Source organism: Curtobacterium sp. MMLR14_010, assembly GCF_001865015.1.
GTDB lineage: Bacteria > Actinomycetota > Actinomycetes > Actinomycetales > Microbacteriaceae > Curtobacterium.
In genome coordinates this window covers 239,780-260,491 of sequence record NZ_MJGV01000079.1, presented here as the reverse complement: position 1 = coordinate 260,491, position 20,712 = coordinate 239,780, and the positions used below count along the sequence as shown (strand labels likewise).

The 20,712-nt window shown below is 72.8% G+C and carries 25 protein-coding genes; 11 read left to right on the top strand and 14 right to left on the bottom strand.

Annotated elements, in window-relative coordinates; all coding sequences use genetic code 11:
• Positions 1–101: 101 nt before the first annotated feature.
• Together BIU98_RS16430 and BIU98_RS16425 are read left to right on the top strand one after the other, a co-directional pair.
• Complete coding sequence (locus BIU98_RS16430) at positions 102–902, top strand: mannosyl-3-phosphoglycerate phosphatase (protein WP_071278917.1); 801 nt, start codon at positions 102–104, stop codon at positions 900–902.
• Positions 899–2,113, top strand: a complete 1,215-nt coding sequence (locus tag BIU98_RS16425; protein ID WP_071278915.1) for a glycosyl transferase — start codon at positions 899–901, stop codon at positions 2,111–2,113. Before BIU98_RS16430 ends, BIU98_RS16425 begins: the two co-directional genes overlap by 4 nt.
• A gap of 12 nt (positions 2,114–2,125) precedes the next feature.
• Here the strand turns inward: BIU98_RS16425 and BIU98_RS16420 are convergent, their stop codons facing one another.
• From BIU98_RS16420 to BIU98_RS16395, 6 genes are all read right to left on the bottom strand, one after another.
• Positions 2,126–2,620 carry a hypothetical protein gene (locus tag BIU98_RS16420; RefSeq protein ID WP_217635713.1) on the bottom strand — a complete coding sequence of 165 codons (495 nt, stop codon included), beginning with the start codon at positions 2,618–2,620 and terminating at the stop codon, positions 2,126–2,128.
• Between the two features lie 127 nt (positions 2,621–2,747).
• Positions 2,748–3,821 carry an ABC transporter permease gene (locus tag BIU98_RS16415; RefSeq protein ID WP_071278911.1) on the bottom strand — a complete coding sequence of 358 codons (1,074 nt, stop codon included), beginning with the start codon at positions 3,819–3,821 and terminating at the stop codon, positions 2,748–2,750.
• The gene (locus BIU98_RS16410; protein ID WP_071278909.1) at positions 3,818–4,699 is read right to left on the bottom strand and encodes an ABC transporter ATP-binding protein; all 882 of its coding nucleotides are present in this window, start codon (positions 4,697–4,699) and stop codon (positions 3,818–3,820) included. The genes BIU98_RS16415 and BIU98_RS16410 overlap by 4 nt, the downstream gene beginning before the upstream one ends.
• Before the next feature lie 198 nt (positions 4,700–4,897).
• On the bottom strand, positions 4,898–5,608 hold the full coding sequence (locus BIU98_RS16405; RefSeq protein ID WP_071278907.1) for a response regulator transcription factor: 711 nt from the start codon (positions 5,606–5,608) through the stop codon (positions 4,898–4,900).
• Positions 5,590–6,888: a sensor histidine kinase gene (locus tag BIU98_RS16400; RefSeq protein WP_071278904.1), complete on the bottom strand. Its 1,299-nt coding sequence runs from the start codon at positions 6,886–6,888 to the stop codon at positions 5,590–5,592. The genes BIU98_RS16405 and BIU98_RS16400 overlap by 19 nt, the downstream gene beginning before the upstream one ends.
• Before the next feature lie 316 nt (positions 6,889–7,204).
• On the bottom strand, positions 7,205–7,561 hold the full coding sequence (locus tag BIU98_RS16395; RefSeq protein ID WP_071278902.1) for a VOC family protein: 357 nt from the start codon (positions 7,559–7,561) through the stop codon (positions 7,205–7,207).
• A gap of 193 nt (positions 7,562–7,754) precedes the next feature.
• On the opposite strand from BIU98_RS16395, the gene BIU98_RS16390 reads away from it, so the two are divergent.
• Complete coding sequence (locus tag BIU98_RS16390; protein ID WP_071278900.1) at positions 7,755–8,984, top strand: MFS transporter; 1,230 nt, start codon at positions 7,755–7,757, stop codon at positions 8,982–8,984.
• Here the strand turns inward: BIU98_RS16390 and mtnN are convergent.
• Positions 8,981–9,733, bottom strand: a complete 753-nt coding sequence (gene mtnN / locus BIU98_RS16385) for a 5'-methylthioadenosine/S-adenosylhomocysteine nucleosidase (protein WP_254787978.1) — start codon at positions 9,731–9,733, stop codon at positions 8,981–8,983. The genes BIU98_RS16390 and mtnN overlap by 4 nt on opposite strands.
• A 93-nt stretch (positions 9,734–9,826) precedes the next feature.
• Positions 9,827–10,174, bottom strand: a complete 348-nt coding sequence (locus BIU98_RS16380) for a DoxX family protein (protein ID WP_071278898.1) — start codon at positions 10,172–10,174, stop codon at positions 9,827–9,829.
• A gap of 117 nt (positions 10,175–10,291) precedes the next feature.
• On the opposite strand from BIU98_RS16380, the gene BIU98_RS16375 reads away from it, so the two are divergent.
• Entirely contained in the window at positions 10,292–10,591 is a 300-nt protein-coding gene (locus tag BIU98_RS16375; protein WP_071278896.1) for a Dabb family protein, read from the top strand.
• Between the two features lie 15 nt (positions 10,592–10,606).
• Here the strand turns inward: BIU98_RS16375 and BIU98_RS16370 are convergent, their stop codons facing one another.
• Complete coding sequence (locus tag BIU98_RS16370) at positions 10,607–11,245, bottom strand: TetR/AcrR family transcriptional regulator (protein ID WP_139200790.1); 639 nt, start codon at positions 11,243–11,245, stop codon at positions 10,607–10,609.
• 106 nt (positions 11,246–11,351) lie between these two features.
• Here BIU98_RS16370 and BIU98_RS16365 point away from each other — a divergent pair, with 106 nt between their 5' ends.
• Positions 11,352–11,726 carry a hypothetical protein gene (locus BIU98_RS16365; RefSeq protein ID WP_071278891.1) on the top strand — a complete coding sequence of 125 codons (375 nt, stop codon included), beginning with the start codon at positions 11,352–11,354 and terminating at the stop codon, positions 11,724–11,726.
• 19 nt (positions 11,727–11,745) lie between these two features.
• Here BIU98_RS16365 and BIU98_RS16360 read toward each other — a convergent pair whose 3' ends face one another.
• From BIU98_RS16360 to BIU98_RS19615, 5 genes are all read right to left on the bottom strand, one after another.
• Positions 11,746–12,240: a nuclear transport factor 2 family protein gene (locus tag BIU98_RS16360; protein WP_071278889.1), complete on the bottom strand. Its 495-nt coding sequence runs from the start codon at positions 12,238–12,240 to the stop codon at positions 11,746–11,748.
• A gap of 115 nt (positions 12,241–12,355) precedes the next feature.
• A complete protein-coding gene (locus BIU98_RS16355) occupies positions 12,356–13,768 on the bottom strand; it encodes an FAD-binding oxidoreductase (protein WP_071278887.1) in 1,413 nt (470 codons plus the stop codon).
• Positions 13,769–13,908: 140 nt separating this feature from the next.
• Positions 13,909–14,397, bottom strand: a complete 489-nt coding sequence (locus BIU98_RS19115) for a hypothetical protein (RefSeq protein ID WP_071278885.1) — start codon at positions 14,395–14,397, stop codon at positions 13,909–13,911.
• A 144-nt stretch (positions 14,398–14,541) separates the two neighbouring features.
• A complete protein-coding gene (locus BIU98_RS20010) occupies positions 14,542–14,676 on the bottom strand; it encodes a hypothetical protein (RefSeq protein ID WP_302847986.1) in 135 nt (44 codons plus the stop codon).
• The gene (locus BIU98_RS19615) at positions 14,673–15,350 is read right to left on the bottom strand and encodes a hypothetical protein (protein ID WP_175481395.1); all 678 of its coding nucleotides are present in this window, start codon (positions 15,348–15,350) and stop codon (positions 14,673–14,675) included. The genes BIU98_RS20010 and BIU98_RS19615 overlap by 4 nt, the downstream gene beginning before the upstream one ends.
• A 222-nt stretch (positions 15,351–15,572) precedes the next feature.
• Here BIU98_RS19615 and BIU98_RS19610 point away from each other — a divergent pair, with 222 nt between their 5' ends.
• The 6 genes from BIU98_RS19610 to BIU98_RS16310 all read left to right on the top strand — a co-directional run bounded on the left by BIU98_RS19610 (position 15,573) and on the right by BIU98_RS16310 (position 20,707).
• Positions 15,573–16,088: a hypothetical protein gene (locus BIU98_RS19610; RefSeq protein ID WP_071278879.1), complete on the top strand. Its 516-nt coding sequence runs from the start codon at positions 15,573–15,575 to the stop codon at positions 16,086–16,088.
• Positions 16,085–16,765 carry a response regulator transcription factor gene (locus BIU98_RS16330; RefSeq protein ID WP_254787975.1) on the top strand — a complete coding sequence of 227 codons (681 nt, stop codon included), beginning with the start codon at positions 16,085–16,087 and terminating at the stop codon, positions 16,763–16,765. Before BIU98_RS19610 ends, BIU98_RS16330 begins: the two co-directional genes overlap by 4 nt.
• The gene (locus BIU98_RS16325; protein ID WP_071278877.1) at positions 16,762–18,012 is read left to right on the top strand and encodes a HAMP domain-containing sensor histidine kinase; all 1,251 of its coding nucleotides are present in this window, start codon (positions 16,762–16,764) and stop codon (positions 18,010–18,012) included. The genes BIU98_RS16330 and BIU98_RS16325 overlap by 4 nt, the downstream gene beginning before the upstream one ends.
• Before the next feature lie 87 nt (positions 18,013–18,099).
• Positions 18,100–18,825, top strand: coding sequence for a DUF4232 domain-containing protein (locus BIU98_RS16320; RefSeq protein WP_071278875.1), 726 nt, complete (start codon positions 18,100–18,102; stop codon positions 18,823–18,825).
• 158 nt (positions 18,826–18,983) lie between these two features.
• On the top strand, positions 18,984–19,289 hold the full coding sequence (locus BIU98_RS16315; RefSeq protein ID WP_139200787.1) for a hypothetical protein: 306 nt from the start codon (positions 18,984–18,986) through the stop codon (positions 19,287–19,289).
• Complete coding sequence (locus BIU98_RS16310; protein WP_071278871.1) at positions 19,286–20,707, top strand: hypothetical protein; 1,422 nt, start codon at positions 19,286–19,288, stop codon at positions 20,705–20,707. Before BIU98_RS16315 ends, BIU98_RS16310 begins: the two co-directional genes overlap by 4 nt.
• The last annotated feature ends 5 nt before the right edge of the window (positions 20,708–20,712 follow it).

The window sequence follows — 20,712 nt, the reverse complement described above, 5'->3', positions numbered from 1 at the left end:
GTGGGGAGCCTCCCGTCTGTTCACCCGCGCGTTCACGGCAGGTGGCAGGCTGGTCGGCGGGCATCGCCGCCCGCAGCCCAACCAGCCGCGAGCGGAGCCCGATGCCTGAACCCGACCTCATGGTCGTCACCGACCTCGACGGCACCCTGCTGGACCACCACGACTACACGTTCGACGCGGCGCTGCCGATGCTCGACCGGCTCCGTCGAGCGAACGTCCCCGTGGTGTTCTGCAGCAGCAAGACCGCGGTCGAGATCGCGGCGCTGCAGGCGCGCACGGGCCTGACCGGGCAGCCGTTCGTCGCCGAGAACGGCGCCGTCGTCGTCGGGACGGACGACCGTGTCCTGGTCGGCCCGACGGACGGCGACCTGGATCGGCTCCGCACCGTGCTCGAGCGGGTCCGACGGGCGCTCGACCTGCACTTCGCGACGTTCTCCGGCGTGTCCGACGCGGAGGTCGTGGCCTGGACGGGCCTCGACCTCGACGGGGCGAGCGCTGCCCGGCGCCGAGCCGCCTCCGAGGTCGTGCGGTGGCACGCGGCGGACGACGACCGCGCAGCGGCGTTCCGGTCGGCCCTGACCGACGCCGGCTTCGACCTGGTCCGCGGCGGCCGGTTCTGGCACGTGCTGCCAGCCGGAGCTGACAAGGGCGCCGCCGTCCGGACCCTCGTCGCCGACCACGAGCGCCGGACCGGCTCCGCGCCACGGACCATCGGCCTCGGCGACGGGCCGAACGACACCGCGATGCTCGACGCCGTCGACCTGGCCGTCGTCGTCCGCGGCGTCGGACCGGCACCGGGACCGCTCGCCGACGACCGCACCGAGCGGGTCCACCGCACGACCACCCCGGCCCCACAGGGGTGGGCCGAGGGCCTGAACCACTTCCTGAGGAGCGACCGATGAGCGACTTCCACCAGAACGGCGTCATCACGACGTTCCACGACCTCACCCGGCGCAGCACCGCGAGCATCGAGGACGAGCTCCGGGGCCTCGCCGGGAAGCGTCCGATGAGCCTGATCCTGCCGGCGCTGTACTCGGAGCTCGAGCGGCCGGCACTCGAGCGCATCGTCAACGAGTTGGCCGAAGCGGACTGGCTCAGCGAGATCGTCATCGGGCTCGACCGGGCCGACCGCGCACAGTTCGAGCACGCCCGGGAGTTCTTCTCGCGCCTGCCGCAGCGGCACCGGATCCTCTGGAACGACGGGCCGCGCCTCCGTGCCCTCGACGCCGAGCTCGACCGCGCCGGGCTGGCTCCGGGTGAGCCGGGCAAGGGCCGCAACGTCTGGTACTGCACCGGGTACGCGCTGGCGTCGGAGCGAGCCGAGTGCATCGCCCTCCACGACAGCGACATCACCACGTACGAGCGGGGCATGCTCGCGCGGCTGCTGTACCCGCTCGCGAACCCGGCGTTCGACTACGAGTTCTCGAAGGGCTACTACGCCCGCGTCGCCGACGGCCGCATCAACGGACGCGTCGGACGGCTGCTCGTCGGGCCGCTGCTCCGGTCGCTCCGCCAGGTGTACGGAGAGTCCGAGTACCTGGAGTACCTCGCGAGCTTCCGCTACCCGCTCTCCGGCGAGTTCGCGATGCGTGCCCACGTGCTCAACGGGTTGAAGATCCCCGGCGGCTGGGGGCTCGAGATCGGGATGCTGTCCGAGGTGTACCGCGACTACGCGACGCGCCAGGTGTGCCAGGTCGAGATCGCCGACGACTACGACCACAAGCACCAGCCGCTCGCCGAGGCCGACGGCAGCGGTGGGCTCGCGCGGATGGGCAACGACATCGTGCAGTCGCTGTTCCGGAAGCTCGCCACGATGGGGGTCCCGCTGACGTCGGACTCCTTCCGGGTGCTCAAGGCGACGTACTACCGGAACGCGCTCGACATCGTCGAGGTCTACCGGCACGAGGCCGTGATGAACGGGCTGTCGTTCGACCAGCACGCTGAAGAGGCAGCGGTCGAGCTCTTCACCCAGGCCGTCCTCGACGCCGGCAGCGCGTTCACCGCGAGGCCCAACGACAAGCCGTTCATCCCCAGCTGGAGCCGGGTGCGGTCGGCGGTGCCGGACGTCCTCGAGCGCCTGAGTGCGGCCGTCGAGGCCGACCAGGTGGACTGAGGTCTCGACGGCTCAGCGCACCCAGACGTTCGTCGCGAGCTCGTGCAGGGCGTCGGTACCCCGGTCCGTGAAGCCGTCGGAGACGAGCGCCGTCATGTGGTCGTCCTCGTCGAGCATGCTCGTGACCACGGCCGCACGCTCGACGGGTCCGCCGCTGGAGACGGAGTAGTTCTCGACGCTGTCCGCGTCGGGGTTGGCTGCGATCAGGCACGCCCCGCCGTCCCGCATCGCGGCGATCCAGTACGTCGTGCCGTCGTGCTCCACCGCACGCCGTTGACTGTTCGGCACCATGTCGTCCGGGGGGTCGACCGCGTAGCCGGGCAGGGCGTCCGTCGCCGCGAACGCCCGGTGCAGGATCGCGAACCGGTCCGCTGCGTCGGGCGTCGCCGCCCGCGTGGATCCAGCGGCAGCGACAGCGGCAGCGGACCGGGTCGGCGTCGGTCCAGACGTGACGCCACCCCCGGTGCAGCCCGTCAGTGCCGCCGCCGCCAGTACCACTGTCGTCACGGCCACCGTCGTCACGGCGATCGTCCTGACCGTGACTGCAGCGCGCAGTGTCCCCATGTCGCTCCCCCGTTCGGTGCCCGAAACGTAGCAGTCGGGCGGGATCGAACGGAAGAGCGCACCGACGGCGTCAGCGCTGCAGTGCCTCCGTGAGCTTGACCCGTCCGCCCGTCCGGAGCAGCGCGTTCGAGTACACCCGGGCGCCGATCACCACGACGAGCGCGGCCGAGACGATGACGACGAGCAGCGACACGATCGGCTCCCACCACTCGGCGGTCCCGAGGAAGATGCGCATCGGCATGCCGATCGGGGCGCTGAACGGCACGTAGGACATGATCCCGAGCACCGTCGGGTTGTCCGCCGCGAAGATGATCAGGAAGTACGGGATCATCACGAGCATCATCACCGGGGTCGTCACGCTCCCGACGTCCTCCTGGCGGGACACCAGCGCTGCCGACGCCGCGAACAGCGCCGCGATGAGCACGAACCCGATCGCGAAGAACAGCACGAACCAGAGCATGCTCGGCCCGAGCAGCGTGAACAGGTTGTCCTGCCCGGTCACAGCGAGGGTCACGGCGGCGGCGATGGCGACCGCGACGATCTGCCCGAGGGCCATCACGCTGTTGCCCAGCACCTTCCCCGCCAGCAGGGCGCGGGCGGGGATCGCCGCCATCAGGATCTCGACGACCCTCGTCGACTTCTCCTCCACCACGCTCTGGGCGATGGACTGCCCGAACGTGACCGCGGCGGCGAAGAACACGACGCCGAACGCGATCCCGACGAGCGACACGAGCCCGGGCGGCAGGGCATCCGGGTCGAGGAGCTCGACGCGCGGCGAGACGGCGAGCGCCTGCACGACGTCCGTCGGCGCCTGGTCGAGTCCGACCACGCCGAAGCCGAGCGGACCGGACTCGGGGACGATCGCGGCGTCGACGTCACCACTGCGCACGAGCCGCTCGGCGGCGGCGCGGTCGTCGACGCGCGTCACGTCGAGGCCGCCGGTGGAGGGCAGCGAGACGCCGTTGACGACCGCGACCGGGGTGGTGTCGCCGGCGCTGGCCTTGCCGACGATGCCACCGACGACGATCGAGGCGACCACCATCACGAGCAGGATCGCTGCCGACACGACGAAGGCCTTGCTGCGGAGCCGGGCCTGGATCTCGCGGGCGGAGACGAGCCGCACCGCCTGGCTGAAGCTGTTCACTTGACGACCTCCCGGAAGACCTCGCTGAGGCGGGGCACGCGGCGGCCGAACGACCCCACCGTCCCCGTGGTGACCGCGCGCTGGAGCACGCGTTGGGCGACGGCGTCGTCGGCCTCGAACACGGCGTACCCGCCGTCGAACTCCCGCACGTGCACGCCGGGCTCCTCGCGGATCCACGCGGCGTCGCCGTCGACCAGGAGCTCCCACGCGGCCGGGCCGGCGCTGCGACGGAGTTCCTCCTGCGGGCCGGCTGCTCGGATGCGACCGTCGGCGATGACCACGACGTCGTCGCAGAGCCGCTCGACGACGTCGAGCTGGTGGCTGGAGAACAGCACCGGGACGCCAGCGGCTGCGGTCTCGCGGAGCACCCCGAGCACGGTCTCGACGGCCATCGGGTCGAGGCCGGAGAACGGTTCGTCGAGCACGAGCACCTCGGGCCGATGGGCGAGCGCCGCGGCGACCTGCACGCGCTGTTGGTTGCCGAGCGACAGCTTCTCGACCGGGTCGTCCGCGTGCCCTCCGAGCTCCAGACGGGCGAGCAGCTCCGTGGTACGAGCGGCTGCAGCCCGACGCTCGACACCGTGCAGCCGCGCCAGGTAGGTGACCTGCTCGGCCACGGGCATCTTCGGGTAGAGCCCGCGTTCCTCGGGCATGTACCCGAAGCGCCGACGGTCGCTCGGTCCGACGGGCTGACCGTCGATCGACACCGTCCCGCTGTCGGCGGCGAGCACGCCGAGCATGATCCGCATGGTGGTCGTCTTGCCGGCACCGTTGCCGCCGACGAACCCGGTGAGCCGTCCTCGGCCGACCGTGAACGTCACGTCGTCGAGCACGCGGCGGTCACCGAAGTGCTTCGTGACACCGTCGACACTGAGCATCGCGTCTTCCCCTCTCGGCGGTGGGGTCCACCACCGCACCTCCGACGCTACGGAGCGCTGGGGGTCGTCGCCTCCCACCCGGGGCGGGTCCTGGCCCTCCCCCTCGGGGATGAGACCGGATCGTCCGGGATGAGACCGGGTCCGGGATGCGACCGGCCGTCGAGGATGCGACAGGGACCTCGGGGATGAGACCGGGCGTCACCCGCGCGAGCGGACCACCCCGTGCTCGTACGCCCACACCACGGCCTGCACCCGGTCGCGGAGCTGGAGCTTCTGCAACACGTTCGACACGTGCGTCTTGACCGTCGCGTCGCCGACGAAGAGCAGCCCGGCGATCTCCGCGTTGCTCAGGCCACGGCCGAGCAGCTGGAGCACCTCGGTCTCGCGCTCGGTCAGCCCCGGCACCACGCACGGCTCGGCGACGTGCGACGCAGGCGGCGCAGCCACCCCGGTGGCGCCCCCAGCGCTCGGCCCCGTGGTCGCCCGGCTGATGACCCGTCGGGTGACGTCCGGCGCGAGCAACGCGTCCCCCGCGGCGACGGTCAGCACGGCGTCGACGAGCTGCTCCGGCGTGGCGTTCTTCAGCAGGAACCCGCTCGCCCCGGCGTCGAGGGCCTGGAACAGCGTGTCGTCGTTGTCGAACGTCGTCAGGATGAGGACAGCCGGCGGGTCGTCGAGCGCGGCGATCCGGCGAGCGGCCTCGAGCCCGTCGACACCCGGCATCTGCACGTCGAGGCACACGACGTCCGGCCGGTGTTGCTCCACCGCGCGGACGGCAGCGGCCCCGTCCGCGGCTTCCCCGACGACCGAGATGCCCGGTTCGGACTCGAGGATGACCCGGAACCCGGCCCGCACCAGGTCCTGGTCGTCTGCGAGGACCACACGGACGTTCACGATGTCGGCAGCCATGCGCGCACCAGGTACCCTCCCCGGGCGCGCGGCCCGATCTCCACGGTCCCGCCGACGGCGGCCACCCGTTCGCGCATCCCGACGTGGCCGAGTCCGCTGCCCCGGCTGCGGTCGTCCTCGGCACCGGCGGACGGTCTGGAGGCTCGCCCCCCGTTCCCGGTGTCCGTCACCTCGACCTCGACCGCGTCCGGCAGGTACCGGAGGCGGAGGTCCGCGCTTGCGTCCGGTCCCGCGTGCTTGAGCACGTTCGTCACGGCTTCCTGCGCGATGCGGAAGGCCACCGTGGCGACGGTCGGCGGGACCGGACGTTCGTCGCCCACGACGGAGTACCGCGACGGGTGCCCGGCGGTCGTCGCGGCGTCCACGAGCTCGGCGAGGCGGCTGATGCCCTCGGTGCTCGGAGCGTCGTCGAGGGGCGCTCGCGTGCCGTCGCCGTCGCGCAGCGTGCCAAGCATCCGCCGGAGTTCCTCCACCGCGGTGCGGGCGTTCTCCTCGACCACGCCGAGCGACGCCGCGGCCTGGGCAGGGTCGCGCTCGAGCACCCGCCGAGCAGCACCCGCCTGCACACCCATGAGCGACACGTGGTGCGCGACGACGTCGTGCAGCTCCCGAGCGATCCGGACCCGTTCGAGCGTGACGGCCTGCGCCGCGGTGCGCTCCCGCTCGACCGCGAGCTCGACGGTCCGCAGGTCGAGGGCGTGCTTGGCGACCGCGGACGCCCAGGCCCGGTTGCCGGAGTACCAGGCCGCGGCGAAGTACACGAGGTTGATGATGATCGTCAGGAGCGAGCTCGCGACGTACGACGGGATCAGGGTGTCGCTGTCCCCGGACACCGCCGAGGGGACGGACCAGCGGAACACGATCGCCAGGAACACCCACGCGAACATGCCCGCGATGACCGTCCACCGCACCGCCTCGGCACGCACCCGGTCGGAGCACCACGCGCCCACCGTGTACAGCCCGATGAACAGCGTGAAGTTGATGAACAGGCCCTCGGGCACCCGGAGGAGCTGCGTCGCGGCGAACGCCAGCGCGACGAGCACCGCCACGGTCATCGGGTACCGGCGCCGGAACGCGATCGGCCCCGCGTTCGCGACGACCATGAGCGCGCACACCCACCACGCTGCCGGGTCGTCGAACATCCCCGACGAGCCGTACAGCACGGTCGAGATCGCGATGCCCACTGCCAGTACGAGGGCGAGCACCACGTCCTGCCGGTGTTCGCGAGGCCCGACGGGCAGGCGGGACCAGTCCTCGCTCGTCGCCCCCGCGCTCGTCATGCCCACAACGGTAGCGGCTGCCCGTCCCGGCCCGCAGGCCCGTGGCACGCACTGCCGCGAGACGCCGGTGTCTCGCGTGTTTGCCTCTGCCACACGCCGGCGTCTCGCGTGCGTGAGCGTGCCCACACTCCGGCGTCTCGGTGAGACACCGCCGACCTCCCGAGACGCCGCCGAAATCCGCGTCGTCTCGAGCAGCCCGAGGCGTCTCGCGCAAACGGCCCCGTCTCACGCAGACGCCCCCTGTCTCGCGGACGCGACCGACCGCAGACGGGAGGCGCGGTGCCCGCTGGCACCGCGCCTCCCGTGCGTCACCCGCTCAGCTGGCGGGCGGTGCGTACAGCTGCAGGTCGTTGCCTTCGCTGTCCTTGAAGGGGACGATCTTGCCCCACGGGTGCTCGCTGATCTCGCCCTGGATGTCGGCGCCCTTCTCGCGGAGCGAGGCGACCTCGTCCTCGATGCTGCCGTCGGGCTGGAAGGACACGACCGCGCCGCCGTCCTTCGAGGGGCCGGCCGCCTCGCGCGCGTTCAGGCCGATGCGCAGGCCGTTGGCGTCGATCTCGCTCCAGTCCTCGGACTGGTCGGTCACGGTGAGCCCGAGGGTGTCGCGGTAGAACGCGACAGCGCGCTCCATGTCGGTGACCGGGACCCAGACTGCTGCAACTCCAGTTGCCATGGTGCTTCCTCTCGTCGGTGGTACGTCCGGAACGGTAGGCAGCGGTGGTGCGCACCGACTCAGGAATGCACCTGGAGCGCTGCGGGCGTCCGTCCTCGCCCCGCCGGAGGCCGCGCGACGTCCGGCAGGAGAACAGCAGGTGACCTCGCCGACACATGGGAATGGACGAGACCCTCTCGGCTTTGCACCGGCCATGACATCGTCAGCAGAGCGCCGCGGGTGGCTCAGCGTGGTCTCCGTCGCACTCGGGTCCTTCGTCCTCGTGCTCTCCGAGTTCCTGCCCATCGGGCTCCTGCCCGCCATCGCCACCGACCTGGACGTGCCGATCGGCACGGCCGGCCTCATGGTGGTCGCCACCGGCCTGGTCGGGGCCGTCGCGGCCCCGGTGGTCACCGTGGCCACGTCGCAGCTCGACCGTCGTGTCGTCCTCGTGGCCCTGACCGTCCTGCTCGTGGTCGCCGACGGCCTGGCGGCCATCGCACCGACGTTCGGGCTGCTCCTGGTGGCCCGCATGCTCCTCGGGGTCGGGATCGGCGGCTTCTGGGCGATCGGCGCCGGCATCGCCGGGAGGCTCGTCAAGCCCTCCGCGACGATCCGCGCCACGTCCTTCATCACCGCCGGCGTCTCGGTCGCCACCGTCGTGAGCCTGCCGCTCGGCGCCTTCGTGTCGTCGCTCGGCAGCTGGCGCCTCGGGTTCGTCATCGGCGGGGTGCTCGGCCTCGTCGCCCTCGTGCTGCAGCTGGCGATGCTGCCGAGCATCCCGGCCGTGCAGCGGGTGCGCTTCGGCACGCTCGGCGCACTGCTCCGGGTCCCCCGTGCGCGTGTCGGGCTCATCGCCGCCGCGTTCGTCTTCGCAGCGCAGTTCGCCGCCTACACGTACGTCGCGCCGTTCCTCCAGCAGCTCGTCGGGGTCGGCCCGGACACGGTGACGCTCGCGCTGCTCGTGTTCGGCGTCGCCGGGATCGTGGGCAACTTCGCCGCGGGCTACACGCTCAACCGCAGCGTGCTCGGCACGATCGGGGCGTCGAAGTTCGTCCTCGCCGCTGCCGTCGTCGCGCTCCCGCTCCTGGCGCACTCGGTCGCGGGCGTCTTCGCCCTGCTGGTCGTGTGGGGCCTGGTCTGGGGTGCACTCCCGCTGGGGATGCAGACGTGGATGTCGACGGCCTCGCCCGGCGGCTCCGAGACCGGGCTCGCCCTGTTCGTCACGACGATCCAGCTCGCCATCGCGGCGGGGTCGGTCCTCGGCGGCCTGGCCGTCAGCACCGTGGGCATCGCCGGGGACTTCTGGCTGTCGGCTGCCATCGCAGTGGTCGGGGCGGTCGTGCTGGTCGGGCTGGGCCTGCGGCGGTCGAGCGCCGTGCCGCAGGTCGCCGCTGCCGAGGTCGTGGACCCGACGCCAACGGCATCGACGCCGGTCGCCTAGACCGCGGGTGCCGCGAGCGCCCGGTGCCGCGCGGTCACGAGCGCGACCGCCACACGTGCTGCCCGCTCAGCGGCGTCGTCGAGGTGCGTCCGGAACTGCTCGCCCGTCGGCGCACAGAGGTCGCTGATTCCCCGCACCGACACGAACGGGACGTCGTGGACGTGGGCGAACTGGGCGATCGCCGCGGACTCCATGTCGACCGCCCCGACGTCCGGGAACGTCTCCCGCAACGCCCGTGCCCGCTGGTCTGCCACGAACACCTCGCTCGAGCCGATGACGTGTGGTCGGACGTGGAACGGCACCGCGGCCTCGAGGGCGTGGTCGACCAGGTGGGTGTCGGCGGCGTAGCGCTCCGGCATCCCGGGCACCTGCCCGAGGCGGTAGCCGAAGACCGTGGCGTCCGCGTTGAGGTTCACGTAGTGCCGGCCGACGACGACGTCCCCGAGCTCGACGTCGGTCGCGAGCCCGCCGGCGGACCCGATGCTGATCACGGGCACCGCTGCCCCGAACAGGTGGAAGCAGCGAGCGGCGGCGATCGTCGCGTTCGTGAAGCCGATCCCGCTCCGCACCAGGGCGACGAGCGCCCCGTCGACGGTGACGAACCGGGGTGCACCACCGACGGGTTCGACCGGAGGGTCCGTCGCGAAGGCGGCGAAGGCCGCCGCCTCCTCGGCCATGGCGGCGATCACCACCGCCGACGGAGCGCTCGAGCCCGCTGATCCCGCCGCGTCGTTCTGCCTGGTGCTCACTGCTCGATCCTCACACGGATGACGGTGGGTGGATGGCGGACGGGAGGCTCGGTGCCAGCTGGCACCGAGCCTCCCGTCCGTCTGGTGCGCTGTTCAGAGCGCGAGGAGCAGGACCACCAGGGTCGCGACTGCCAGCACGAGCAGCACCGCTGCGGGCTGCAGGTTCTTCTCGTGGGCCCGCACGTGCACGACGACCGCGCCGGCGAAGTACACGACCGCACCGATCGCGGCGGCGATGCCGATCCCAGGGACCCACAGGCCGATGACCAGGCCGATCGTGGCGAGGACCTCGAGCACGCCGAGGACGCGCATCTGCGGCACGGACACGTGGACCACGCGCATGTTCTCGATCATCTGCTTCGTGCCCAGGAGCTTCATCACCCCGGACCCCAGCATGGCGACGGCGAGCAGGAGGGAGAGGACGACGGCGGCGATCTGCATGCGGACTCCAGGGTCGAGACGAACGAGGCCTGCTCATTCTCCCTGGGTGGCGGCTCCGGCGGCAGTGGCAGGCTGCGGACACGTCGTCCATGGCGGACGGCCGGGGAGGAGAACTCGATGTCCGGAGTGACGCACGTGGTCCTGGTCCAGTGGAACGCCGACGGGGACCGGTCCGCCGAGGCCGACTCGCTCGCGCGGGAGCACCTGACGAAGATCGAGGGGGTGCTCTCCGTGCAGTCAGGCGCGAGCGTGAGCACCGAGGGGAAAGAGGGCGACTTCGACTGGATGCTCGTGGTCGAGTTCCGCGACCGGGAGTCCCTCGCCGCCTACCTGCCGCACCCGTCTCACGAGCCCGTCGGCCAGTTCATCGGTGCCGGCAGTCAGCACGTGGTCGTGTTCGACATCGACCAGAGCTGACCGACAGCGAAGGGCTCAGCTCGCGAGCTCGAGGTCCCAGACGGGGGCGACGTACTCGCGGGCCCAGCCTTCGCGCAGACGGGTGACGGCGCGGTCGTAGGCCTCGAGCAGGTCCATCTCCGGCCGGACCATCGACTGCAGCTGCAGCCCCTCGTACGTGGCGAGGAGCTGCTCCGAACCACGGGCGGGCTCCATCGTGCGGGGCTCGCGGCCGAGCTGGACGTCGCGCTCGAGGGCACGCTGCACGAAGGCGTGGAACCGACGCCACCGCATGTGCAGCATCGGCGCGAGGGGGTGGTCAGGTGCGGCGGCGATGTTCAGCGTCGACGTCAGGAAGCGCATCAGCGACGGGTCGGCGATGTTCGACGTCACGATGGCGCGCAGGAACTGGATCGTGCCGTGCTGTTCGGCGATCGGCATGAGCGGGCCCGTGCGGTGCTCGTTCCACTGGTCGATCGTGGCGAGCAGCAGTCCGTCCCAGCTCGGGAACACGGCCTCGACGGTCTCGACGGTGGTCTCGGCCTCGTGAGCGACGCTCGCGACGGTGACCTCGTGCAGCGGCCGGGTGCGCAGCGACTGCATCATCCCGGAGACGATGCGCGACCGCATCGACTCCGTGTCTCCGACGGGCGCGTCAAGTTGGTGCGTGTTCATACACCGATCCCACCAACCGGGCCGTGGAGCAGCCAGCCCCAGAAAGAGGGGAACGCGCTTTCCGGCCCGCCGGGGACGGGGCACCGGCCGTTGGTAGCGTGCCCCCATGACGACGCTGCCTGCCGACCGACCGTCCTCCGAAGCCGAGGTCCGCGCCGCACTTCTGGCCCTGGACTCCTCGACGAAGCACCCGTTCAGGGTCGTCGTCGAGGACGGTGCCGTCGTCGCCGGGTGGGCAGGAGAGACGGGCCTCGAGCGGTTCACCTACCGGTACGTCGTGCGGCTGCTGCCCGAGACGGCCGAGTACACGCGACTGACGACGACGACGACCAGGACCCCCGGCAGCTCGTCCGGCTCGTACACGTTCAACTCCCTGTGGATCTCGAAGCCGGTGAACGAGGTGCTCCGAGCCCACGGGTGGCGGCGACGGCGGACGGCCGTCGGGAAGTTCCTCCGCCGGCTGGTCGGGCTCGCGGACTGAGCGCGCCCTGCCCGGCCGGTCAGCTGATCGCCGCGAGGAGGACCGTCGGGTCGCCCTCCATCCAGCGGCAGTCCATCGTGAACCGTGCCACGCGCGGCCCCTCCGGCGTCACGCGGACGTGGAAGGTCCAGGTGTTGCCCATCAGGGCGTGCCGGGTCGCGGTCGCGTCGGGGCCTTCACCGGGGAGGTGGTGCTGTGCCAGGGCGTAGGCCTCGACGAGGTAGCCGTCGCTGAGGCCGCGGGCGGTGACGTTGCTGACCGCGTGCATCGTGTCGAGCGGGCCGACGGCGCCGATCATGGCCGGGATGACCGTCTCGCGGCCCTGCAGCACGGGGAACTCGAGGCCGATCTTCGTCGTCGCCGGCGTCATGTCGACGACGACGTCCTCGGTGAGGAGCCCGTCGAGCACGGAGGCGTCGGCGGTGTCGAGCGCGCGGGCCCAGAGGAGCGGCAGGCGCCCGAGCTCCCACTCGGTCTCGAACGGCAGGGGGGTGGTGGTCTCGGTGGTGCTCATGGTGGTGGCCCTTCGGGTTGCGTGGTGGTGTGGTGCTGGCCCCACGGCGTGGGACCGGGTCGGATGATCCAGGGGATGGCGGGTCAGGCGGCTGACGGGTCAGGCCGCTGACGGGTCAAGCGGCGATGAGCGGCTGCTGCACCCGGAAGAGGTTCGCCGGGTCGGCCGCGGCCTTCACCTGCTGCAGGCGGATCCAGTCGGGCGCGGTGAACGAGCGCTCCGGGTGCCCGTCGTCCGGCGCGAAGTTGAGGTAGCGCGTCCCGGTGCTCCACGGCCGCATGGCCTCGACGAGCGCCCGTGCCTGCGCGATGCCGCCCGCGTTGTCGTCGGGCATCCCGATCGTCACGGCCCAGAGGACGTAGGCGGCGGACTCGGCGACGATCGCACCGGCGCCCGAGCGGGTGACGTCGAACGCGCCGCCGAGGTGCCGCAGCTCGACGATGTGCAGGCCGGTGCCGCTCGTCGGTCCGACGAGGTCGAGGAACGCCTGCTGCGCCGACGACCCGATCTCCGCGAGCATCGACGTCTCCTCGGAGAACGGCGCCGGGTCCGTGGGGTCGTTGTGGATCCGTTCGAAGTCCTCCGAGCGGGTCTCCTCGACGGTGTCGACGAGGACCGGAGCGGCGGACCGCAACGGCGCGAGCAGGGTCGCTGCGGTCGCCGCGTCGCCGAGGTACGCCACGCGGAGGTGCACGACGAAGCGGCCGGCGAGGAGCTCCGGCACCCCGGGCACCGGAGGCAGTCGCAGGAACGCCAGGGACAGGGTGAGGTCGTCGGGGGCCGTCGCCGTCGCGCTGGCGAAGGCCGACAGGACCGCTGCCGCGTGCTGCCCGTCGAAGAACAGGCCACCACCGACGAAGCGCTCGACCGGGAACAGCTCGATCTCCATCGACGTCACGATGCCGAGGTTGCTCCGCCCGCCACGGAGGGCCCAGAACAGGTCGGTGTGCTCGTCGGCGCTCGCGCGGAGCAGCTCGCCGGAGGCCGTGACGACGTCGAGTGCGACCACGTGGTCGGAGCCCCACCCGTACTTCCGGCCGAGCACCGGGCTGAGACCGCCGCCGAGCGTGAAGCCCACGGCGCCCACCTGGCCGGAGGAGCCGTGCACGGGGCTGAGGTGCTGCTCGACGGTGCGCGGCACCACGTCGCTCCACCGTGCGCCGGCGCCGACGACGGCCCGACGGGTGGTGGCGTCGACGTGCACGTCGTCCATCGCGGCGGTCGTGACCAGGAGTCCGCCGACGAGCGGTCGCATGGCGTGGTGGCCGGTCGCGACGACGGCGACGGGCAGGCCGTGGGCCGCGGCGAAGGTGACGGCCTCGACGACGTCGCTCGCGCTGTGTGCGGTGACGACGACGTCCGGGTGGCGCTGTCCGGCCAGGTTGTACCCGGCGCAGGCGGCGTCGTAGCCGGGGTCCTCGACGGTGAAGGCGTCACCGTCGAGCGTGGTGACGAGTTCGGCGACGTCCTGGCGGAACGCGGCGCGGGCGCCGTGTTCGGCGGTGACGCCGGATGTGGTGTGGGACAAGGCGGTCCTCCGTCGGTCTGGTGCCCCTGGTGGGGCCGATGAGGACGAGCACACCAGCCCCGTGTCGACATCCCGTGGACGACCGGTCGACGGCTCGTCGACACGGCCTGTCGGGCCGCGATCCCGTCGGCCTGACCGGGTCAGGAGCCCGCCGGCGCCACCGGCTGCACGAGCTGGTTGACCCAGGTCCGCTCGTCGGCCAGCCGAGGGTGCTGGAAGGTCACGTAGGCCCGACGGTCGGCGACGACGTCGACGTCCGCGACGAAGCGCCGCAACCGTCCCCACGCACGCTCGGTCGGGTCCCCGAGGACCAGGAGCGTCGCCGCCTCGTGGCCGGGGCGCTCGACCACACGGAGGGTGTCGGTCGGGACGACGGGTTCGTGCACCACGACGCCGACCTCGATGCCGACGCCCGTGTCGTCCACCGCCACGACGGACATCGATGCGCTCCCGGTCGCGGTGACGCCCTGCGCCGCGAGGTCCTCGACGAGGTCGCGGAGCAGTGCGTCCGCCCGGCGCCGTGTCGACGCGAGCCGGAACCCCCGGCTCCTGCCGGACGTCACGGCGAGGGTCGCGGACCGGATGGGCACCAGTTCGGGCGCCCTCGCCTGCTCGAGCATCTCCTGCATGGCACGAGCGTCGCGGGGGCCGTCCGGAGCCACATCCGTGGGACCACGCACGTGGTCACCGGACAGGAGGCTCGGACCGGCCCCGCCCCGCGGCTGCGGCCCGGCACACCCCGCGTCACGCAGCGTCGCGTCGCTCCGTGCCGCTCAGCGCCAGAGGAACAGCAGCACGACGAGCCCCGACATCGTCAGCACCATGGCGCTGCAGAGCACTGCGACCACGACGTCGTCCTGCGGCACCTCGTCCCCGTCGACCTCGCCGGTCCGACGGTCCCCGTTCACGAGAACCGCGCGACGAGTCCCGGCACGACGGCGTGCGGCTGGATCGCGACCAGGCGGTAGGAGGCGCCCTGGTCGAAGGTCAGCACGACGGTGTGCGGGCCGAACAGGTACGGCGCCGCGGTGAGCCGGGGCCGGTTGGCGGTGAACTCGTAGACGACGTCCGTCCTCACGATCCCAGACCCCGTCGTCTCGTAGATCGACACCTCGTCGGGTGAGGTCGCCGTCGCGCCGTCGCAGGTGCTGTCGACGAGCCACTGCGTCGTGCCGATGCCGCGCAGGTCGCTCGCGCTGACCACCACGGAGCTGACGTCGTCGCCGCAGATCTGCAGGCCGGGGTGGGCAGCCGCTCGGACGGCCGCGGTCAGCCCCGGCACGGTGTCCGTCCACGGCAGCGGGTCCTGCACACCGGGCCGGGGCGGTTGCCCTGGCGGGAAGACCGCCGGCGACGCCGACGGCGCGGCCGACGAGGGTGCGGCCGACGTCGGCGCAGGGCTCGACGACGACGTGGAGGTCGACGACGCGGTGCTCGACGACGCCGCGCTCGACGGCCCCGCGCTGTCGGGACCCGTCTCGGGCTCGGTCTCGACCGGCGACTGCGCGCAGCCCGCGAGCAGGCCGGACACGACCAGCACCGCCGCGACGACGGCCCCCGCCGTGGTCCTCGTCCGTTCCATGGGGTCCTCCTCCTGGGGCACGACTGGGTGTCCGCTCCCGATGTCGGGACGCTACGGAGCCACGGTGTCGACGGCGTGACGGCCGTACCGGCAGGATGGCATCGACGGCACCGACGCCCGCGGCCCCGCGCGGCTCACGCTGTCACCGGACTGTCACACGCCTGCCGCCGTCGAGCCACGCCGGCGCTCCAGACTCATGGACATCCGGACCAGGAGGACCCCATGCCGAGAACCGCCCGACTCCCCCGCCGTACTGGGCTGACCGCGACCGCCGCTGTCGTCGCCACCGCGATCGCGACCTGCTTGGCTGCCTCGCTGAGCATGAGCGCGCTCGGCGCCCCGCTCCGGGACGGCACCCCCGTCTCGACGACCGCGACGGCCACCAGCGCGTACTTCGCCGGCTGTGGGCGCGAGGCCGTCTCCTCACCGCTGACGATCCCGATCTGGTGCGCGTCGGCCGACCAGGTGCTGCAGGACCTCACGTGGTCCTCGTGGGGCGGCCAGACGTCACGCGGCGTCGGGAGCTTCGTCGACAACCCCTGCGACTGCGCGAGCGGTGAACTGCACCGGTACGCGGTCGCGGTCGCCTTCCACGACCGCGTCGACGTCGCCGGCACCACGCGGTACGAACGCCTCCGGATCACCTTCGCGAACGGTCGCCCCGCGTGGGCCAGCCGTCCGACGATGACGTTCCGCTGGAGCGACCAGGGGTTCGTCACCGACCAGGTGCTCTCGTGACGGACCCGGGCGACGGTGGCGCGATGGTGCTCCTCGCCGAGGACGACGACGACGTCCGCGAGACCACACGCCTGCTGCTGCTCCGACGGGGGTTCCGCGTCCAGGAGGCCCGCGACGGCGTCGTCGCGCTGGACCTCGCCCGCGCGGCCCTCCCCGACATCGCCCTCGTGGACGTCGCCATGCCGCGGATGGACGGGATCGCCCTCGCACGGGAACTCGCCGAGCTGGCCGTCCCCGTGGTGTTCCTCACCGCAAGGGACCTGCCGACCGACATCGCCGGCGGGCTCCACGCCGGCGCGGACGACTACGTCACGAAGCCGTTCGACCCCGACGTCCTCGCGGCCCGGCTCACCGCGGTCCTCCGTCGGACCGGAGCGCGGCCGGCACGGACGGAACGACTCGGCGCCCTGGTGGTCGAGCACGACGCCAAGCGGGTGCTGCGCGGCGCGACCCCGATCACGCTCAGCGCGACGGAGTTCCGCGTCCTGCAGGCACTCCTCGCGAACCGCGGCGCCGTGCTGTCCCGCGAGCAGGTGGTCGCGATCGTGTGGGGCTCGACGTGGCAGGACCCGCGGATCGTCGACACCAACGTGCAGCGCCTCCGCCGGAAGCTCGGGGTCGACGTCGTCGAGACCGTCCGCGGTTTCGGCTACCGTGTCGCGGCGGCCACCCCGTGACGACCTGGAGCTCGACGCCGGGGACGACGGCCCCGCGCCCCGTCATCACCACGCACGTGCCGTGGCACCGCTCGCTCCGGGTCAGGACCGCCGCTGCCATGGCCCTGCTCGCCCTCACCCTCGTGCTCGCCGCGGGGGCGGTCTTCGCGCACACGTCCATCACGGGGGCCCGCGACCAGCTCCGGGCGCAGGCCGCCGCCCAGCTCCGCGAGATCGCCGCGACGGACGCCTTCGGTGGCGCCCTGCCGTCCCGCGCAACCCGCGACCCCGCCGCCCTGCCGGCAGAGCTCCGTGCAGCACTCGACCCACGAGCCGTCGTGACGTACGACGACGGCTCCTCGATGTGGGCCGCACGGGGCGAGGGCACCGACCTGCTCGCGACCCGGGTGTCCGGCGCACCGGTGCAGCAGCAGTGGGCCGACCTGGTCCGCACCTTCGCGGTGAGCGGTGCCGGTGCCGCACTGATCGCCGCGCTGGTGTCCTGGTTCGTCGCCGGACGGCTCACCCGACGGCTCCGCGTCACGGCCAGCACCGTGAACGACGCCATCGCGGGTCGGCAGGCGGACCGTCCCACCGCCGAGGACGACGAGGTGGGCGTGCTGTCCCGCGGCATCGCGGACACCGCCGCGGCGCTCGCCGTCCGGCTGGAGCGGGAACGGGCCGTCAGCGCCGACGTCGCCCACGACCTGAAGACCCCGCTCACCGCGCTCAGCAGTGCCGCGGCGCTCCTCGGGGACGACGAGGACGCCGACCGCATCCGTCGACTCGTCCGCCGGCTCCGTGACCTCGTCGACGACCTCCTGCGGCTCGCCCGCGCACAGCACGACGCCCCGGCCGTCGACGTCCGGCCACGGTCCCTCGCGCGGTCCGTCGAACGGGTGCTCGCCGACTCCCCGTCGAGCCACGTCCCGGTCCGGGTGCTCGCGGACGCCACCGTCGGGCTCGACCCCGACCGGCTGGCACGGGCCCTGACGAACCTCGTCGTCAACGCCGAGCGCCACGGCGACGGCGACGTCGAGGTGGTCGTCGACGGCACCGAGGTCCGCGTCACCGACCGCGGGCCGGGGTTCCCCGAGGCACTGCTCGCGGAGGGACCGCGTCGGTTCGGGGCACTCGGCACCGCCGGCGGCACCGGGATCGGCCTCGCGATCGCCCTGCACCACGCCGATGCCACGGGTGCCCGGCTCGTCCTCCGCAACACCGACCGGGGCGCGAGCGCGAGCCTGGTCTTCGACGCAGCCGACTGAGCCCGCCGACGGCGATCCGACAACCCTGTCACCGGACTGACACATGGCTGCCGCAGCCGAGCCACGTCCGCGTCGCACGCTGGGTCCATGACCACAGCACGCGTACGGACCATCCTGCCGATCGTCGGGGTCACCGCCCTGGCGGTCCTGTTGACCGCCTGCTCCGGCGGCGGCACCGGAACGGCAGCCCCCGCCGCCCCGGCACAGCCGACCGTCACGGCCTCGGCGTCCGCCGGCGCCACCACCGCGCCGACCCGGACCCCAGCCGCCCCGTCGTCACCCCCGGCCCCGTCGTCAGCCGCCGCGATGACGCCCACCACCGCAGGCAGCACCGCGGCTCCCGCACCCGCGGGCACCACGTCCGGCGGGTCCGCGACGGGCACCCGGTGCGCCACCTCCCAGCTCACCGGGTCGGTCGCCGACGGCGGCGGCGGGAGCGCGGGCGCCACGCGGGTCGCGATCATCCTGCACAACACCGGCGCAGCGTCCTGCACGCTGCAGGGCTGGCCCGGCATCTCCTTCGTCGGCGGCGGCACCGGCACGCAGATCGGCAACGCCGCGACACTCGACCGGTCCACCCCGCACCAGACCCTGACCCTCCGACCGGCTGGCGAGGTCCAGGCGGTCGTGACCGTCGAGGACGCGGGCAACTGGGACTCCGCGACGTGCCACCCGCGCGTGACCGACGGCTTCCGCGTGATCCCGCCGGGGTCGCGCCAGTCGCTCTTCGTGCCCGCCACCGGCGCGCTCTTCGAGTCCTGCGCTTCGACGAGCGTCCACCAGCTCACCACCAGCGCGCTCGCGTCGTTCTGACGCGACCACCCACCGGACGGGAGGCTCGTCCTGCGACCGCAGCCGAGCCTCCCGTCCGGCACACCGACCGGTGCCACCGCCGGCACCGGGGGTGCGCGACGGCCGCCGCCGCCCTAGGGTTGCTGCTGCACCACGCTGTCGGGGGATCTGGGGGGACCATGGCTGGGGAACTGCGAGTCGATGCGGGCGGGCTCTCGTCGTTGGTCGGCGCCCTGCACGTGCAGGGCGGGAGCGCCGCGCAGCAGGCGGCCGCCGCCGACGCTGCCCTGAGCGCGGCCGTCGGCGCTGCGACCTCGCCGCAGCTGAGCGGTGCGCTCGGTCGGCTCGCCGGCCGCTTCCGCGGGCGGAGCGACGACGTCGGCGTCCGCATGACGAGCCTGGCCGCGTCGCTCACCACGGCGCACGACGCGATCACCGCGACCGACGGCACCCTCGCTGCCGACGCCAGCGGCATGGGCCGGTGAGCGTCCTCGCCGGCGCGCTGACCGCCGCCGACGTCACCGACGTCACCGACGACGCGGCCGCGCTCCGTTCCGCCGCCCAGCGGTTCGCGACCGCCACCGACGGCGTCATGTCCGCCGCGACCGCCGCGTCGCGGTCCTGGTCCGGGCTCCCCGCCGTGTTCACCTCGGACGCCCTGCAGCCGGCGCTGACGCCGCTGATGGACCCGGCGGTGGCCAAGGCCAGGCACCTGCAGAGCGCCGGGGACGCGTTCCTGCGGACCATGTCCCGCGCCGCGAGCCGGATCGAGGAACTCGGGCAGGGCCACGACGCCCTCGTCCGGCAGATCGACGCCTTCCACGCCTCGGCCCCCGGGCAGGTCGCTGCCGAGGCCGCGAAGGCCGCCTCGACCGGCGACCTCCTCGGCGCGGTCGGGGCCGTCGTCAGCAACTGGCAGCAGGTCCCCGCGCTCGTCACCGAGGAGCTCGGGCTCCGCGTCCGCGTGCAGGCGCACAACGACCAGGTGACCTCGACCCTCGACGCCGTCGCTGCCGAGCTCGACGGGATCACGCCGTCGACGGTCGACGCCCACGCCGTCAGCACCACGGCGTCGGCGGCCAGCACCCAGGTCGGTGGCGGCGACGACAACTGGTTCGAGGACGCCTGGCACACGGTCAAGACCGTCACCGAGCTCGGCGTGACGATCGCCGGCGTGCAGGCCACCGCCGGGCTCCCGTACCTGCAGGACGCCGCAGCCACCGCCGGCAACGTCTTCGCCTCCCTCGGGAACGCGATGGTGAACCACCCCGACGAGGTGCTCGAGCTCCTCGGCGGCCTCGCGACCATGGCGCTCGGGACCGCGATGGAGGGCGGCGGTGTCGCCCTCGACCTGACCGTCGTCGGCGCACCTGCGGGCGTCGCGCTGAACGTCTCCGGCGCCGGCGTCATCGCGGCCGGCGCAGCCCTCGCCGGGACCGGCGCCGTCGGGCTCGGCGTGCACGCGATGACCGACGACCGGACGACCCCGTACCGGACGGACAACGCCGAGCGCGCCAGGACCGCCAAGGAGCCGAACGAGCAGCACCCGGGGCGCAGCAACGACGGGACGTACCGGTCGGAGAACAACGACTCGGCACGGGTCGACGCCGCGCAGAAGGAAGCCGAGGGCCTCAAGCAGGTCGAGAAGCAGCTCGGGACCACGGTCGACACCACGAAGGTCAAGGCCAGCGTCGACGGCGTGCCGAACGGCCGCATCTACGACGGGCTCGTCGAGAAGCCGGACGGCACGTACATCGGCGTCGAGATCAAGAGCGGCACGGCGGTCCGCACCCCGGAACAGCGGGCGTTCGACGCGGCCGTCAGCCCGGAGAACCCGGCGTCGGCGACGCTCAACGGGAAGCCGATCAGGATCACCGAGTTCATCGAGCGGAAAGTACCCTGACACCG